14 protein-coding genes are annotated in these 15,352 nt (G+C 55.9%); 9 read left to right on the top strand and 5 right to left on the bottom strand.

Going from position 1 to position 15,352, the window contains the following annotated elements:
* Nucleotides 1-159 precede the first annotated feature (159 nt).
* From BOSE62_RS11780 to BOSE62_RS11760, 5 genes are all read left to right on the top strand, one after another.
* Complete coding sequence (locus tag BOSE62_RS11780) at nt 160-516, top strand: hypothetical protein (protein ID WP_159646449.1); 357 nt, start codon at nt 160-162, stop codon at nt 514-516.
* 3 nt (nt 517-519) lie between these two features.
* Nucleotides 520-1,719, top strand: coding sequence for a class I SAM-dependent methyltransferase (locus BOSE62_RS11775; RefSeq protein WP_159646447.1), 1,200 nt, complete (start codon nt 520-522; stop codon nt 1,717-1,719).
* Between the two features lie 100 nt (nt 1,720-1,819).
* The gene (locus BOSE62_RS11770) at nt 1,820-3,268 is read left to right on the top strand and encodes an MFS transporter (RefSeq protein WP_328799797.1); all 1,449 of its coding nucleotides are present in this window, start codon (nt 1,820-1,822) and stop codon (nt 3,266-3,268) included.
* A gap of 114 nt (nt 3,269-3,382) precedes the next feature.
* A complete protein-coding gene (locus BOSE62_RS11765) occupies nt 3,383-4,171 on the top strand; it encodes a GntR family transcriptional regulator (protein WP_159646444.1) in 789 nt (262 codons plus the stop codon).
* A gap of 213 nt (nt 4,172-4,384) precedes the next feature.
* Nucleotides 4,385-5,878 (top strand): aldehyde dehydrogenase, encoded by a 1,494-nt coding sequence (locus BOSE62_RS11760; protein WP_159646442.1) that lies wholly within the window; start codon nt 4,385-4,387, stop codon nt 5,876-5,878.
* A gap of 174 nt (nt 5,879-6,052) precedes the next feature.
* Here the strand turns inward: BOSE62_RS11760 and BOSE62_RS11755 are convergent, their stop codons facing one another.
* From BOSE62_RS11755 to BOSE62_RS11735, 5 genes are read right to left on the bottom strand one after another with little or no spacing between them, the layout of a single operon-like run.
* A complete protein-coding gene (locus BOSE62_RS11755; protein WP_159646440.1) occupies nt 6,053-6,967 on the bottom strand; it encodes a polysaccharide deacetylase family protein in 915 nt (304 codons plus the stop codon).
* Nucleotides 6,957-7,877: a polysaccharide deacetylase family protein gene (locus BOSE62_RS11750; RefSeq protein WP_159646438.1), complete on the bottom strand. Its 921-nt coding sequence runs from the start codon at nt 7,875-7,877 to the stop codon at nt 6,957-6,959. Before BOSE62_RS11750 ends, BOSE62_RS11755 begins: the two co-directional genes overlap by 11 nt.
* The gene (locus BOSE62_RS11745; protein ID WP_159646435.1) at nt 7,874-8,764 is read right to left on the bottom strand and encodes an isocitrate lyase/PEP mutase family protein; all 891 of its coding nucleotides are present in this window, start codon (nt 8,762-8,764) and stop codon (nt 7,874-7,876) included. Before BOSE62_RS11745 ends, BOSE62_RS11750 begins: the two co-directional genes overlap by 4 nt.
* A complete protein-coding gene (locus tag BOSE62_RS11740) occupies nt 8,765-9,253 on the bottom strand; it encodes a LeuD/DmdB family oxidoreductase small subunit (protein WP_159646432.1) in 489 nt (162 codons plus the stop codon). It lies immediately after the preceding gene.
* A complete protein-coding gene (locus BOSE62_RS11735) occupies nt 9,250-10,530 on the bottom strand; it encodes a 3-isopropylmalate dehydratase large subunit (protein WP_159646429.1) in 1,281 nt (426 codons plus the stop codon). Before BOSE62_RS11735 ends, BOSE62_RS11740 begins: the two co-directional genes overlap by 4 nt.
* 227 nt (nt 10,531-10,757) lie before the next feature.
* On the opposite strand from BOSE62_RS11735, the gene BOSE62_RS11730 reads away from it, so the two are divergent.
* From BOSE62_RS11730 to BOSE62_RS11715, 4 genes are all read left to right on the top strand, one after another.
* Nucleotides 10,758-11,957: a CaiB/BaiF CoA transferase family protein gene (locus BOSE62_RS11730; protein ID WP_159646426.1), complete on the top strand. Its 1,200-nt coding sequence runs from the start codon at nt 10,758-10,760 to the stop codon at nt 11,955-11,957.
* Between the two features lie 88 nt (nt 11,958-12,045).
* Nucleotides 12,046-12,612, top strand: a complete 567-nt coding sequence (locus BOSE62_RS11725; RefSeq protein ID WP_159646423.1) for a hypothetical protein — start codon at nt 12,046-12,048, stop codon at nt 12,610-12,612.
* Nucleotides 12,613-12,643: 31 nt separating this feature from the next.
* Complete coding sequence (locus BOSE62_RS11720; protein WP_159646420.1) at nt 12,644-13,684, top strand: alpha/beta fold hydrolase; 1,041 nt, start codon at nt 12,644-12,646, stop codon at nt 13,682-13,684.
* 63 nt (nt 13,685-13,747) lie between these two features.
* Complete coding sequence (locus tag BOSE62_RS11715; protein ID WP_159646417.1) at nt 13,748-15,214, top strand: flavin monoamine oxidase family protein; 1,467 nt, start codon at nt 13,748-13,750, stop codon at nt 15,212-15,214.
* Nucleotides 15,215-15,352: the final 138 nt, after the last annotated feature.

The raw sequence follows: 15,352 nt of genomic DNA, 5'->3' as shown, positions 1-15,352 counted from the left end.
TGTGATGGATCCATGATCGTCTGGCGGTGCCCGACCACGGCACGCAAGCGGTTTTGTCGATGGTTTGATAGGCATGAAATATTGGACACTGCAGCACTGCGTTGAATAGCGTGTGTGCAACTGATCTTATGAATAATTTTCGTCTAATGGAGCAGCATCATGGTATCGAAGAACGGCAAGCACGAGACATATACAACGGACTTTTTGTCCTATGACGTCGAAAAGGCGGCATTTTTTGACCATCCTGCGATCGATGCGCTGGTGTCATCCATTGTCGCCATGGGCTCTGAGGTCTGGAGTGCGCAGCGGCGGATAAAAGTGCTGGAATCCGTTCTTACCAGTCAGGGTATCTCGCTTGAGAAGGTGAATCAATATCAGCCGACGGCTGAAGAAGAGAAAGCCTGGCGGGCGCAGCGCGACCAGTTCATCAAGCGCGTTTACGGATCGCTTGAGAAGACCGGCGAGGCAAGGACACAATATGGTGCGGGTATGGACAGCCTGCGGCAGGGAGGCTGAATCATGATTGATCGCCGGACTTTATTCGCAGGAGCTGCATTCAGCTCTACTTTTGCATGGCTTTTCGGTGGCAGCAGGGCTGTTGCTTCCGCTTCGACAAAGCCCGCCGCAGAGGCCAAGACAGGCAAACCGCCGCTGGACTATGATGAATTGTTGCCAAACGCCGATGTTGCGGGACAGATGGACTTTCACGCCGGTTTTCTCGCCTGGTCGCTCAACGATTTCGAAAAACAGTCGACCAAGCGTTTGCACGCCATTCTCGCCGAGAAAGGTATTGACCCCAATACGAATGTGGATCTGATTCCGCTTCTTGATGACATTCGCTCCGACCCCCTGATGGCCTTGCGCATGCGCACGTGGCTCAGCAATCAGGAGTTGATGCTGGGGGGGCTTGAGGAATCGCTGGGCCGGGCATCCGAACAATATTTCGCCGAAATGGAAGCGGCGGAAGCCAAATATCCCAACCGTATCGAACTCAACCCCGATATGCACATGCCTGAATATGCCAAGCACGAGATTCATCTTCAGAAAGGTGGTTACGTCGGCAATCCCCTGGCCGGCTATGTAAACTACCATTATGGTAATATTCTCTATGAAGCCTTGTTTGGCAGTAACATTCAGGATGAACGGATAGCCCTGATGGCAGCAGCCGTGCCGCTTCCGGATGACGGTAAAGTCGAGCGGGCGCTGGATATGGGTTGCGGCACCGGTCGCCTCGCTTATGGTCTGAAAAACCGTTTCCCCGAGGCCAAGGTTTCCGGCATTGACATTGCCGGCCCGATGGTGCGTTTCTCGCACAAGCGGGCTGTCGATCTGGGAATTGATTGCTTCTTTGCGCAGCGGTCCGCCGAAGCAACGGGGTTCCCGGACAATCATTTCGACGTGATTGCCTCCAACATTCTGCATCACGAAGTGGATGCTGCAGCCACCGACGAGATTATCAAGGAAGCATTCCGCATCTTGCGGCCCGGCGGTATTTTCTATCCGATTGATCACCCGACCGGGAAACAGGCACCCAAGAAAACCGTCAGCACGAAATTCTGGGCATTCAATGATCGGGCGATCAACAATGAAGTCTGGCGCGCTGACTTCGAGTCCCGCGATTTTGGTGACCTGATCCGCAAGGCCGGCTTTGTTGTTGACGAATCCCTTCCTCCAGCGGTTTGGGGCACGGGATCGATCAAGGCCATGAAGCCCGCCTGACCTTTTCAGGACAGGATTGCTCCGGGCGTCCCGGCCCAAAGAGTTAAGGATAGAGAGAATGTTGAAACAATGCCGGATCATTTGTTCTGAATGATCCGGCATTGCACTGTGCCGCCACAGAATTGCATGTCGACCCGCTGTCCGGACCAAGCTCTGCTGTCGAACACCAGCTGGTGGCATATCAAGGAGACCCCCGATCAAAAAGTTTCTGCCCAATACGATCCATCTGTCCTGGGGCTTCGGCACATTGGGCACGGTTATGATGATCAACAGTCTCACCAGCCTGTATCTGTTTTTTCTCGTCGGCATCATCGGCATGGCACCGGCGCTTGCCGGGGCGCTGATCTTTGCGTCCAAAATCTTTGACGTTGTTTCCGACCCGGTCATGGGCTGGATTAGTGACCGCACCAATACCCGCTGGGGACGCCGTCGACCCTATCTATTCGGATCAAGCTTCCTGTGCGCGGCCTCGATGGTAATGCTGTTCAATCTGCCGTCGTTTGAAAGCAGTTTCGCCCAGGCCGCATATGTGGAGTTTCTGCTGCTCTTTTTCGCGCTGGCGCTGACGACGTTCAACGTCCCTTATCTCGCGATGCCGGCGGAAATGACCGACAGCTATTCCGAGCGGTCTACGATCATGTCCTATCGCGCTCTGTTTCTGGTTCTCGGAACTTTTACCGGAACGGCTATCGCCGGACTGATCGCCGGGCGGCTCGGCGGCGATGAAGCTGCCTATTCAACGGTTGGCTGGTTTCTGGCGGCCATCGCATTTTTTGCCATGATGACCTGCGTGGTCGGGACCCGCAAGGCGCGTTTCGTCAACAATCTGAAAGCGGTCAAAGTGCCGTTGAAAGATCAGGTCCGCTTCTTTCTGGTCAACAAACCCTTCATGGTTCTGGGTGGAGTGAAAATCGTCCAATTCCTGCAGCTTGCAGCCGGCGGAACCTCCACATTTTTCTTCTTCGTGCAGGTTCTGCAGAAGGGAGAACAAGCACTGTTCCCGTTCGGTATCGCCTATATGTCGGCCTCTCTCCTGAGCATCCGGCCATGGGTGATGTTGATCAATCGCTTTGGCAAAAAAGAAATCTTCATGTTTGGACTTGTGTTGCAATCCCTGGCCTTTCTAAGCTGGGCGCTGGCGACACCCGCTGAACCCGACTGGTTGCTGTATCTGCGCGCGGCAGCCCTTGGCGGAACGATCAGCGGTATCGTGATCTGCGGGCAATCCATGGTCCTGGACGTGATTGAATATGACCGGAGACTGAGCGGTATGAACCGGGAAGGCGTGGCCTCCGCCGCATTCAGCTTTCTGGAAAAAACAATGTACGCCGCCGGACCGCTGCTGATCGGTGGCCTGCTATCTGTCTACGGATTTGACAACAGCCTTCCGAGGGACGCGGCCCAGCCCGAATCCGCATTGTTCGCTATCACGCTCGGTATGGCGTGGATTCCCGGATTGTGCAGTCTGGCGATGTTTGTAGGACTATTATTCTATGATCTGAATGAGCAGAAAATTGCCCAGACTCCAGACAAGGCCCAGCAGATATAAAGGGCCCGACACCGTTGCCTGCTCATCAGCAGAATCCGGTTTTGCGATAGCACTTGCCGGCATCAGCAGCTATAGCTCTGCCACATTGTTTCACGATCCCCGAGGTCATCGCGAATGTCGTCAATCGCCAGCCAGAATGGCAAGGCAAATCAAAGCGACCAGAAGCTGGACGCCGCTTTGCCGGTTCCGCTGTATCATCAGGCCTATACGGTGATGCGAAGCTGGATTGCGTCGGGCGAGTTCGTACATGGTGACCAGTTTCCTACCGAAACAGCCTTGTGCGAAAAATTGGGCGTCTCGCGGATCACAATCAAGCGGGCATTGTCCGAACTTGCGGCGGAGGGGTTGATTGCCCGCCATCGCGGACGGGGCACTATCGTGAAAGCCCAGAAATCGAAAGGCATCATGCGCGCCGATTTTGGTGAAATGATGAAAAATTTGCACGACGTCGAGAACACGACCGATGTCGAATTGCTGTCGGAAGAAGAAGCGGTACCGCCGTCAAAGGTGGCGGATGACCTCGATCTTGAACCGGACGTGCCGGCACTGCAAATCTTGCGCCGAAGATTGGTTGATGGCGAGCCTTATGTCTATTCAGTCTCCTATATCCCTACCAAAGTGGCAGAACGGTTCCCGGACAGGGGTGCGGAAAAAACGTCGCTGCTGCAGCTCCTGACCAATGCCGGCTTCCCACCGCTCGAAGCGTATCAGAGAATGAACGCCGCTTCGGCTGATGAGATCGTGGCTGCGAATCTCGGCCTTGAGCCAGGTCAGCCGGTATTGAGAGCGGTGCGCGTGTTCAAGACAGCAGAATTGCTGCCAGTGCAGCATACAACCATGTACTTCAGACCTGACCGCTATGAATATACGCTGGTTCTGCCGGCTTCAGAGGCTAACGATTAGGCATTCCGGATCCGCGTACCGGGATATTTTGGCCCATTTGTCCGTCGAGCGGATAGAGTGAAAATAGCGGTCAACGGTGCTTGTGTCTTCGCCGGCCAGTCTTCAGAAATATCGTGATTGGGACAGGCTGAAAACCGGTCTGACCCGCAGAAAACCCTGCTTCATCTGCGCTTGTCGCCGATCCTACCGATCAGATTCCAGAAGGATAAATTCATGAGTGATCAGCATCCAGAACTCGATCTCGCAACGCTTCCCATCGACAAATTCTATATCGGCGGCAGATGGGTCGACCCTAGCCAGAACAATATGATCTCGGTCATTTCACCCGATAGCGAAAAAGTGATTGCCCAAGTCGCCGAAGCTGCTGAATATGATATTGACCAAGCTGTTGCGGCGGCGCGCGAGGCTTTCGACAAGGGGCCCTGGCCGAAGATGGCCGTCGAGGAACGCAATGAATGGGTGCGCAAGCTTTCGGCTGCCATCGTTGCGCGGACCGAAGAACTGGGTCTCTGCTGGACGTATCAGATTGGCATGCCTTATAATGTCGCCAGGATATTCGCCCCCTTTCTGACCAATGCGATGGATCAGTATATCGAAATTGCCGAGAATATGGATTTTGTCGAACAGCGCGAAATCGCAGGCGAAGGTACTGGCTTCCTCGTTTATGAACCCGTTGGTGTGGTCGCCGCGATCGCGCCATGGAATGTGCCGATAAACACCATGCTCAACAAGGTCGGTCCCGCGTTGGTGGCTGGATGTAGCGTCATCATGAAGCCCGCCCCCGAAACGCCGCTTGAAGCCTATATCATAGCCCAATGCGCTGACGAGATCGGGCTGCCGGCCGGTGTGCTGAATCTGGTCTGCGCACATCGCGAGATTTCCGATTATCTGGTCCGCCGGTCCGATGTCGACAAGGTCAGTTTTACCGGCAGCGTTGCCGCAGGGCAGCGGATTGCTTCGGTCTGCGGCGAACGCATCGCAAGATGCTCGCTGGAACTTGGCGGCAAGTCACCGGCGATTGTCCTTGACGATTATGATCTTGATATGGTGGCCAAGATGTTGATCGACGGTATCTGTTCGATCGCGGGGCAGAATTGTGCATTATTGTCCCGCGTACTGGTCAGTCGGAAGCGGCATGACGAACTTGTCGGCAAGATGAAGGATATCGCCGAAGCGGTAAAAATAGGCCACGCCTTTGACGAAGATACGGTTATCGGCCCGGTCGCTATGAAGCGCCAGCTTGAACGTATCGAAGGCCTGATCGCTGCCGGGGTGGCCGAAGGAGCAAATCTCGTGAGCGGGGGCAAGCGGCCAGCGCATCTCGACAAGGGCTATTTCATGGAACCGACAATCTTTGCCAATGTCAGCAATGACATGCGCATCGCGCAGGAAGAGATTTTTGGCCCGGTCATCTGCGTGATCCCTTATGATGATCTGGATGAGGCGATCGCGATCGCCAATGATTCCGATTTTGGTCTTTCCGGTGCCGTTTTCACCAACGATCTTGAAAAAGCCTATCATGTTGCCCGCAGTGTACGGACCGGTACCATGGGGCAAAATGGCCCCAGAAACGACTTCACCATCGGCTTTGGCGGATTCAAGAAATCAGGCCTCGGTCGCGAAGGCGGTGTTGCGGGTCTGAAGGCCTTCCTCGAGCCCAAAACGGTTCTACTCGACGGCGTACCCGAAGGGCTCCGAGTGGGTTGAGTCCCGATTGCCCAGAGCTGGCAGCCCCGAGCGCTGGTAATAGCCAGGAGACGGCCCGCCGGTTTCTCCGATAATCTCGAAGCCATCGACGGGCCGTGGTTCTCAGCCCGGGAATCCACTATGCTGCTGTGCCGGTTTCCCGTCAGTGCCCAGATGACTCAACAAGCTTGCGTGTCAGGCAGTCTGGCCCTGCCAGCACCCATGGATTTCCGATGCGGTCGCCGACCAGATATCGTCACGCCCAGCCAATTCAGCTAGTAGATCCCGCAAGAATTTGATCCGGAACGGCTGTCCGATTATATAGGGTGTCAGAGCCAGATGCAAAATACGGCCGCCGTAGGACTGGGCTTCTTTTGCCAGAAGATCAGCCGCTCCCACAACCTGCCGGGACCACACCTCTTCATTCTGGCCGAGTATGGTGATGCATTTCCGGTCTTCCATCTCATCGGTATAGGGCATGGCAACCGGACCATCGTTCATCGCATAGGGCATATCGTCATTGCCCCAGTCTGCGGTCCATTCAATGCCGGCACGTTTGAGCAGGCCAAGCGTGTCTTCGCTCTGTCCCCGGCCCGGAGACATCCAGCCTTTCGGAGTGACACCATAGTCGGACCAGGCCGCCAGACAGGACTCAATCTGGTGCTGTTCGAGATCCAGCGGCATGTCACCATAATGTATGGAGTTCATGTCTTTGCCATGCGCCGCGATTTCCCAGCCAGCTGTCCGGATATCCTGGACAAGCTGCGGCGTGCGGTCGATCAGCGCGCTGCTGACGAACGCTGTCGCGGCGATATCGGCGGCCGCCAGAGCATCCATTATCCGGTATATCGCGACCCGGTTGCCGTAGTCGCGCGCGGTGAACGTCCGCAAATCAGGAAAAGGCGTCGCCATATGCCCGGCCGCTCTGAACGGACCGTCATTGGGGGTCAGCGGAAAGAATTCGACAGCTACGGTGACCATGAGCGCTATCGGTTTGCTGTCGGGCCATGCGATTCCGGGCTGCTCGAACATATTGGCTGCCGGATAGAGGTCATGGTCCATCCCTTTGCGAAGCATGGGGTAACGCAGGAAATTGGGATCAAGTGGCATCTGAACCTCCAAACTGGGCAATATGGGTGCGGGCGTCATCATAATGATTGGCCAGATAATGGTCGGCGATATCACCGGCCCTTGTTATCCAGATGTCATCCTTATGTTCGTCAGCGTAGCGGAGGATTTCTTCAAACGGGCTGATGCGGTGTGACCGGCCAACCAGATAGGCGTGGATCGGGATGCACATTACCGTGCCAGACGTGCCGCCTTCTTCCAGCAACGTGTCAAACTGTCGTTTCAGCACATCGGTATATTGTTGTGGCGACAGGCCGAATACGTTGAAGGCATAATGGTCGTTCACTTCCAGCGAATAGGGCATCGAGACAAGCGGGTTGCCCGGTACATTCAGCGGTTGTGGCTGGTCATCCTGGAACAGGTCGCAGGAATAGTTGAAACCCAGTTCCGCCAACAGTTCGATCGTGTGAACCGTATGCGTGAGCGCTGGCGCGAGATAGCCGCGCGTCTGCTGGCCGGTCTGTGCCTTGATCCGGTCGACGGTATACTGGAGCATCTGGCGTTCCTGCGCCCGATCCATGCCATAGGCGTATCGGGTATTGTAAACGCCGTGGGAAAAGAACTCCCATCCCAAGTTATTTACCGTATCAATCATTTCGGGGAAATGATCGCACATCGCCACCGACAGGCTCACCGTACCGGGGATGCTATATTTTTCCATCGCCTCGATCAGACGCCAGTTTCCTACCCGATTGCCATGATCCCGATAGGCATAGTTGACGATGTCCGGGTTCGGTCTGGCCCAGGGACTGCGGTGCGGATTTTTTGGCGGGTGCAGCTCGTAATATTCGATATTGGGCGCAACCCAGAATGCCAATTTTTTATCGCCGGGCCATTTTATTCTGGGGCGATCGCGATAGGGCCAGTAGCCGTATATTTGAGGGTCTTTCATTTGTTCTCCTGATCCTGAATTTCGACTGCGTCCGACGCGTAAGATACGCTGCGTGCGAGCATTTCGGGAAGGCCGATGCGTTGGTTGAGACCGGCGAAGCTGAACATCTTCTCGCTGCAGGCAGCGGTGGTTCCGGCTTTGCGTAGTTGATGTAACAGCTGGTCGGCGGCAAAGGCCATCGCCCGGGTCAGGCTGCCGGCCGTGATGACCAGAGAATAACCTGCCTTGTGCAAAGCCGACGCGTTATGCACGGCGGGGTCGCCGCCATCGACCATATTTGCCAGTAGCGGGATGGTGCCATCAAAAGTTTTCACGATCAGGGTCATATCCTCGGCGGATTGCGGGGCCTCGACAAACAATATGTCCGCGCCAGCCTCCTTGTAAGCCATGGCCCGATCCAGTGCGGCATTTAGTCCCTCGACAGCGATGCCATCGGTGCGGGCGATTATCAGCGTGTCTTCGCTGGTGCGGGCATCCGTTGCGGCTTTCACCTTGCCGACCATTTCAGCTGCGGTCACCAGCTGTTTGCCACCTAGATGGCCGCATCGTTTCGGCATTTTCTGATCTTCGAGCTGGATGGCACTGGCCCCGGCCCGCTCTAGCATCCGGGTTGTATGGATGACATTCAGCGCGTTGCCAAAACCGGTGTCCGCATCGACGATCAGGTCGATTGTGACCCGCTGGCGCATGCGCTCGACGGCTTCGGCCAGCTGCGAGAGAGAGACAAAGCCGAGATCCGGTCGTCCGAGGAGCGTGTAGGACACTGACGCACCCGATATATAAGCGGCGCTGAACCCGGCCTGCTCGGCCAGAAGCGCCGTCAGCGCGTCATAGACACCCGGGGCGATCACCCCGTCCGGTCCTTGCAGTGCCTGCATCAGAGCCATCTAGAGGCCTCTCTTCCGTTTCAGTTGCGCCATCAGGCCGCCAGCTTCGAGAATATCGATGATATGCGGTGGCATCGGTTGTAAATCTCGATGATAGCCATCTTTCAGGCGGGTCATGGAGCCCGCCGCCAGGTTAAGTTTCAGCAGATCTCCCGCAGCAATTTCCTGCGTCAGGTCGATGGTTACAACCGGCAGGCCGATATTGATCGCATTGCGGTAAAATATCCGCGCAAAGGATTTTGCCAGCACGGCGCCAACGCCCAAGGTTGCAAGTGAAATAGCCGCTTGTTCGCGGCTGGACCCGAGGCCGAAATTGGCACCGGCTACGACGATGTCTCCCGGCTGTACCGATTTCGCGAAATTGGGATCAACGGCTTCCAGACAGTGCTGGGCCAGTCCCTCGGGGGGCAATTTCATGGCATAGCCAGGTGCCAGTACATCCGTGTCGATCTTGTCGCCGAAAACCCAGGCGCGCCCTGCGATGATCATGCTGCGCTCCTTGTGCTGGCGCGTAATTCGCGTGGATCGGTTATCTGCCCGGTCACCGCCGATGCCGCGACGGTATAAGGCGAAGCGAGATATACCGAGGCATCCTTGTGGCCCATCCGCCCCTGGAAATTGCGATTGGTGGTGGAGAGGCAGACTTCCCCTTCAGAAATGATTCCGGCCCCCATGCCAGCACAGGCTCCGCAGCCCGATGGTAGTAAAATGGCGCCGGCGGCGGTCAGCGTCGCCAGCGTTCCGTCTGCCGCCGCTTTTTCCGTCACGCGGACGGTTGCAGGAGCGACCAGCAGGCGCGTATCGGGGGCCACCCGTTGACCGCGCAAGATCGAGGCAGCCATCTGAAGGTCCTCCAGTTTGGCGCCGACACAGGCTCCGATATAGCATTGATCGACTTTGACCGTGCCGAATTTTCCGACGTCATCCGTGTTCTCCGGTGCATGGGGAGCTGCTACCTGTGGGCCAAGCCTGCTCGCGTCCAGTGTTACGGTCTCGCAATATCGGGCATCAGGATCTGCAACCCAGGCTTCCGCACCTTCATAATCTCCGCCGGTCGATTTCAAAGCGTCTATGGTTATGTCGTCGACGGCGATAATACCTGCTTCTGCACCCAGCTCCGCAGCCATGTTGGACATGACAAGCCGCTCCGACATGGACATTGCACGTACCGTCGAGCCTGTGAATTCGACCGACTTGAAGCTGTTTTCCATACCCATTTCACGGCAAAGCCACAGCATGACGTCCTTGGCTGTGATATCGGGGCCCAGCTCCCCGTCTATCTGCACCTTGATGGTTTCGGGTACCGTGGTCCAGGTTTCTCCGGTTATCGCGATCGCTGTTGTGTCGGTTGCTCCGAAGCCGGCGGCATAGCAGCCGTAAGCACCGGCGGTGGGCGTATGACTGTCACCACCCGCGACGAACATGCCAGGGCGCAGCAGTCCGCGCTCGGGCATGATGGCGTGTGAGATGCCCTGCATATCGAAGAAGTTCTGCACTCCATAGTCCCGTGCAAAGCGCCGGGAAATACTGAGTATTTCGGCCGATTGGGCATCGACCGCCGGAACATAATGGTCTGAGACCACGACGACTTTTGAAGGATCCCAGAGTTTGGCACCAAGCTCCTCCAGCCGCGGTCGCCAGCGCCGGGGACCGGATGCGTCTTGCCCCATTAGCAGGTCAACTTTCACCGTCACGATTTCGCCCGGGCTGACCGAAGGGCGGCCACATGCGCGGGCGATGATTTTCTGTGTCAGCGTTTGTGCCATTAATGTCCTCACAAAGAAATTTCCGGGCCGACAAAACCTCTCGCGATTTTTTCTGGCCATATAAAATATAATGGTATACTAATATACCATATGTTGGGTGATTGCAACATCCTTGCATCCGCGTTGCGGGGAGAATGCACATATATTTCAATGCCGTCAGCGATTGATGGTGGGTTCGGTAAGGTTTGAATCAGTGATGAATTTTACTTTCAGAGATGACCAAGCGCATGAATGATTCGGCGTCACTTCCTCTGGCCGGTGTGAAGGTTCTGGACCTGACCAGGATTCTCGCGGGTCCGTGGTCGACACAATTGCTCGCTGATTATGGCGCAGACGTTATCAAGGTGGAGCGGCCAGGTTCGGGCGACGATACCCGTTCCTGGGGGCCGCCATACGCGGTTGATGGCGAGGCCGCATATTTCCATACGGCAAATCGCAACAAGAAATCCGCCGCCATAAATATCGCCTCATCCGAGGGCGCCGGCCTGATCCGCAAGCTGCTTGGCCAGTGCGATATCGTAGTCGAGAATTACAAGGTCGGCGGGCTCGCGAAATATGGACTGGACTACGAGACGGTTTCCGCCGAGCATCCCCGGATAATCTACTGTTCGATCACCGGTTTTGGGCAGACTGGACCGAATAGTCACCGGCCCGGCTATGACTATCTTATACAGGCGATGACTGGCCTGATGTCGATCACCGGTCAGCCAGCTGGCAGTCCCGGCGATGAACCTATGAAGGTAGGGGTGGCGGTATCCGATCTTTTTACCGGCCTCTACGCCGCGACCGCAATCCTAGCGGCGTTGCGCAAAGCGGAAGCTACTGGCAGCGGTTCCCATCTGGACGTCGCTCTTCATGACTGTCAGCTGGCAACACTAGCCAATCAGGCGATGAATTTTCTTGCCACCGGTGACTCCCCAAAACGGTTGGGCAACGCGCATCCCAGCATCGTACCCTATCAGGTTTTTGACACGGCAAACGGTCATATTGTTGTTGCCGTAGGCAATGATCAGCAGTTTCATTCTTTCTGCCAGGCTCTGGGCCGTCCTGACCTTTGCCAGACCGTTCGGTGGCAGACCAACCGGGGGCGGGTTGAAGATCGCGACAATCTGCTCGCAGAGATTATTCCGGTCCTCAAGACCCGGTCGACAGAAGAGTGGGAAGACAGATTCGATGGCGCGGGCATCCCCCATAGTCCCATTCGTTCGGTCGGTGATGCTCTGCAATCGACCCAGACGCAGGCGCGATCGCAGCTCATCGATCATGGTCGCGGGCTTCGCACGGTCGGACAACCGGTGCCCTTTGCCGGACAACCTGTCGAGCCGCCACCTTCGCTGGGCGCGCATACCGACACCGTCCTGCAGCAATATCTCGGCTACGGTGAAGCGGATGTCAGGGCGTTGCGTAAGCAGGGTGTGATAGGATGAACAGAATAGCAATTTCGGCCATTGGCACAGCAGGCCGAGGCCGGTTTGACCGGTCTGGCCGAGCAATTCGCGATTTCGGGAATGAAATATGAAATCTTTGAAAGCCATATTGTCTGTCGCTCTAGCCCTGACCGCCGCACCGCTTTCCGCGGCCGATACCGGGGAGTCTGCACCCGAATATATCGACGCTATGTGTACACTGGCCGGCCATTGGACTGGCCGGTTCGAACAATATAACGAGACCGGACTTCTCCGCTCGTCGCGGTTCGACGCGGGCTTTCAGTGTCAGCCCGATGATGATGTTCTCATGGAAACGAATCTTTTCGTTCAGGATGACGGCACGGCCTTCTCAACGCTGAAAGTCATCTTCCCGGCCAGCCAGACCGCCGAGATGCAGATGTCCTATTTTTACGGAGGAATGGAAAAAGTCTATTTCTTCAAATCCACGCGTCTGGAATTTGTGGATGACCGGCATTGGACTGCTGCCCGTGAAGCGGTGCATACATCGCACGGATTGGACCAAAACCCACCTGTATCACGCTATACCCATATACGTGACGGTAACGAACTGACGATGATCAGGGAGGTTAAACCGCACAACAGTTCCAGAAAATGGACGCTCTCGGCCAAGCTTATAATGCAGTGGCAACCTTGAGCCATTTCCCGTCAATACCAAGGAGCGACAAATGACAGGCCCGAAACTGAAGACTGCAAACAATTCCTGTTCCCGGTCGCTGCCGCACGCACTCCGGTTGCTGGCTTTCGCGATGATGATATTAGTATCATCCGCCACCTACGCCTCGCCGAAACCAGAGCCCGGATCGATCAGTCTTGCCGATCTGCGGGCCAAATATGAAACGAGCGCTTCGCGATATCTCGATGTCGATGGCGTTCCGCTACATTATGCCGACGAAGGGCAGGGTGAACCGGTTGTGCTGTTGCATGCTTCTTTTTTGAATTTCCGGGCATGGGATGGTGTCGCTGCGGAGCTTGTCAGGAATAATTATCGCGTTATCCGGCCGGATTTTCCCAGCCTGGGGCTGAGCGGTATCGACGGAAAGAGCCTAAACGGCGGGCGTGTAGACTTTTTCAACCGCAACGCAGAAGTGGTCGCGAAATTGCTGGAAAAGCTGCAGCTCGACAAGGTGAATGTCGTAGCTACTTCCAGCGGGGCGATCGCGGGATCGCGTTACGCTTCCTATTTTCCCGACCGCGTCAGCCGTTTGGTTCTGATCAACTCTGCAGGCTTGCCGCGAACCGTGCAAAGCGATCCCAACCGTGATCGACCGGAAGAACGCAAGTGGTCGAAAATGAAAATCAAGCCGCCCGAATTCTGGGCCAATCTGCTGTCGCGAAATTTCTTCGCGCCCGATATGCCACCCGAATGGCTTGTGACCCTCGCCTATGATGTCAATCGCAGGGCCGAGAATGCCGATCCGGGAGCCTATAATTTCAAAACCGGCGATCCCCGGCCGATATTTGCCGCTATCACCGCACCCACCCTCATCCTCTGGGGCCAGTCCAATCCTACCGTCATGCACCTCGAGGCTGATGTCATTGAACACTGGATGACGGGCGCACCTACGACCATCCGCAAATATGAAGGGCTCGGGCACTATCCCTATATCGAGAATGAAGATGTGGTGATGAGCGATATCCTCGCTTTCCTTGATGGTAAGCTTGATGACGAATTGCGCCAGACCCAGCGAGTCAAAGTCGCGCCGTAACCTCGCTAAAACCGTATATATTCTGCCATTTATATCAATCACACAAACGAAAGAGCCAAGACAATGTCAAAGCCCCCATTCATGACAAACCGTCGCCAGGTAATCATCGGCGGCCTGTCAGCAGCCTTGATTGCGGGCTGTGCACCACGAAACGCCCGGTCGGTAACGGAGACGGATGTCCTGGTTATCGGCGGCGGTATCGCCGGCATCTCGGCTGCGCTACGGCTGGAGGCAGAAGGTGTGAATGTCCAGCTGATCGAAGCGGACAAACAGCTTGGCGGCCGGTGCTTCACCCTGCGGACCGCTGACGGTACGTTTGACTGCGGTGCATCAACCGTCGGGCCGAACTATGGCAATATCCTGTCTTACGCCCATGAAGCCGATGTGCCCTTCATCGCGCCGCCGGGAAAAGAAAAATTCAGCTACCATATCAACGGCGAGTTTGTTCATCCCGATGCCTGGGAGACATCGACTGCCAACCGTCTTGTCGGCAGTGAACGCGGCATATTGCCTGAACAGCTCGAGTTTCCGGTCGTAATGAAGAACAACAAGATCCAGGACGTGACCAACTGGAACTCGGAAGAGATGCTGAACTACGATATCGCGCTGGACCGCTATCTCAAGGAAAATGGCGTGTCTGACGAAGCGCTGCGGCTTATCGATCTCACTTCCAACACCATGGGCCTCGGGCAGACATCCGCGCTTTTCCAGATGCGTGAATTTGCCGGCATTGACACGCCCAAAAAGGGAGACAAGGTGCGGGAAGTATATGACGCGGCGAACGGTCCGGCCGGCTTCTATAATGTCAAAGGTGGGATGCTCACCATGATCGAGCGGATCGCTACCCTATTGAAAACGGAGCCGATGCTCGGTGATCCGGTGGTTGCTATCGATGTCGAGAAAGACGGTGCAACGGTGACCATGGCCAGTGGCACAAAAATGAGAGCCAAGAGCATCATCTGTACGGTGCCTTATTCGGTCCTGCGCTCGATTGCGATTACGCCAGCACCGACCGGTCCCAAAAAAGCCGCGATCGATAATGCACTTTATACGCTCACGACCCATGTCTTTTTCATTCCAACCAAGCCCTATTGGGAAGATGATGGCCATCCGGCCGGACTGGTTAGCGATGATGTGATCGAACGGGTCATGGCGAACCATGACGAAAACGGCAAGGTCAGCTGGCTGGACGTCTGGATGAATGGTACTGCGGCGGCCACGATGGATAGCATGACCGAACAGGAAATGATGGCCTTTGCCCAGGCACGTCTGGAAAAGATGCGTCCATCGATGAAAGGTGCGATCATGCCTGTTGGCGCCTATAGCTGGGGCCAGAACAAATTTGTCAAAGGCAATAAATATATCATGCGGCCCGGCGACGCGCGGGACATGTATCCGTGGCTGGCCGAACCCTATATGGACCGTCTGCGTTTTGCCGGCGAGCATACACGCGATTATGAAGCGGGACTGGAAGCTGCTGCCACATCGGGGCTGCGCGAAGCGATGGCCTATCTGGATCTGTTCGCCTAGCTGCGGGTGCTAGCGACCTTTTGGCGGTGGCCGGTCCCGACCGGTACGATTGCTAAATGGTTGCAAGCGGAATCTGGAATGTGATCAAGATAAAGGCGGCGCTCGGCGGAGCGCCGCCTTCATTCGTTTCATATCATG

The organism is Sphingorhabdus sp. 109, from assembly GCF_902506555.1.
In the GTDB taxonomy this organism is placed as follows: Bacteria; Pseudomonadota; Alphaproteobacteria; order Sphingomonadales; family Sphingomonadaceae; genus Parasphingorhabdus.
The sequence above is the reverse complement of the archived record's forward strand: the minus strand, read 5'-3'. Positions and strand labels throughout refer to the sequence as shown.

Excerpts from the sequence above, each read along its gene's own strand:
- BOSE62_RS11780 (WP_159646449.1), top strand. The coding sequence starts at position 160 with ATGGTATCGAAGAACGGCAAGCACGAGACATATACAACGGACTTTTTG.
- BOSE62_RS11775 (WP_159646447.1), top strand. The coding sequence starts at position 520 with ATGATTGATCGCCGGACTTTATTCGCAGGAGCTGCATTCAGCTCTACT.
- BOSE62_RS11765 (WP_159646444.1), top strand. The coding sequence starts at position 3,383 with ATGTCGTCAATCGCCAGCCAGAATGGCAAGGCAAATCAAAGCGACCAG.
- BOSE62_RS11760 (WP_159646442.1), top strand. The coding sequence starts at position 4,385 with ATGAGTGATCAGCATCCAGAACTCGATCTCGCAACGCTTCCCATCGAC.
- BOSE62_RS11755 (WP_159646440.1), bottom strand. The coding sequence starts at position 6,967 with ATGCCACTTGATCCCAATTTCCTGCGTTACCCCATGCTTCGCAAAGGG.
- BOSE62_RS11750 (WP_159646438.1), bottom strand. The coding sequence starts at position 7,877 with ATGAAAGACCCTCAAATATACGGCTACTGGCCCTATCGCGATCGCCCC.
- BOSE62_RS11745 (WP_159646435.1), bottom strand. The coding sequence starts at position 8,764 with ATGGCTCTGATGCAGGCACTGCAAGGACCGGACGGGGTGATCGCCCCG.
- BOSE62_RS11740 (WP_159646432.1), bottom strand. The coding sequence starts at position 9,253 with ATGATCATCGCAGGGCGCGCCTGGGTTTTCGGCGACAAGATCGACACG.
- BOSE62_RS11735 (WP_159646429.1), bottom strand. The coding sequence starts at position 10,530 with ATGGCACAAACGCTGACACAGAAAATCATCGCCCGCGCATGTGGCCGC.
- BOSE62_RS11730 (WP_159646426.1), top strand. The coding sequence starts at position 10,758 with ATGAATGATTCGGCGTCACTTCCTCTGGCCGGTGTGAAGGTTCTGGAC.
- BOSE62_RS11725 (WP_159646423.1), top strand. The coding sequence starts at position 12,046 with ATGAAATCTTTGAAAGCCATATTGTCTGTCGCTCTAGCCCTGACCGCC.
- BOSE62_RS11720 (WP_159646420.1), top strand. The coding sequence starts at position 12,644 with ATGACAGGCCCGAAACTGAAGACTGCAAACAATTCCTGTTCCCGGTCG.
- BOSE62_RS11715 (WP_159646417.1), top strand. The coding sequence starts at position 13,748 with ATGTCAAAGCCCCCATTCATGACAAACCGTCGCCAGGTAATCATCGGC.